1 pseudogene is annotated in these 273 nt (G+C 72.2%); it reads right to left on the reverse strand.

Annotation, left to right across the window (positions count from 1 at the left end):
- Positions 1-273, reverse strand: a pseudogene (locus tag EOS_RS49515) (asparaginase); the annotation flags it as partial.

Raw genomic sequence — 273 nt, forward strand, 5'->3', positions numbered from 1 at the left:
CTTCGACGCCGACCGTCCCGGCGCAAGACCCGCCGAGACGATGCCGCGCGCGCCGGCGGCCACGAACGCATCGATGGCGACGCCGTCCGCACCTGCATAGGACATCGCAATATCGACGCGCGGCAGGGTCGTCACATCCTGCGGCAGATCGCAGCGCGGCGCGCGTTCGGCCATGCGGCGTCTCCAGACCACGCTCGCGTCCGCATCCACCCGGCCGAGCGGGCCGAACGGCGGCGCTTCGAATGCGCCGAGCTCGAAGCTCGCGGCCTTCGT

Source organism: Caballeronia mineralivorans PML1(12), assembly GCF_001028175.1.
GTDB lineage: Bacteria > Pseudomonadota > Gammaproteobacteria > Burkholderiales > Burkholderiaceae > Caballeronia > Caballeronia mineralivorans.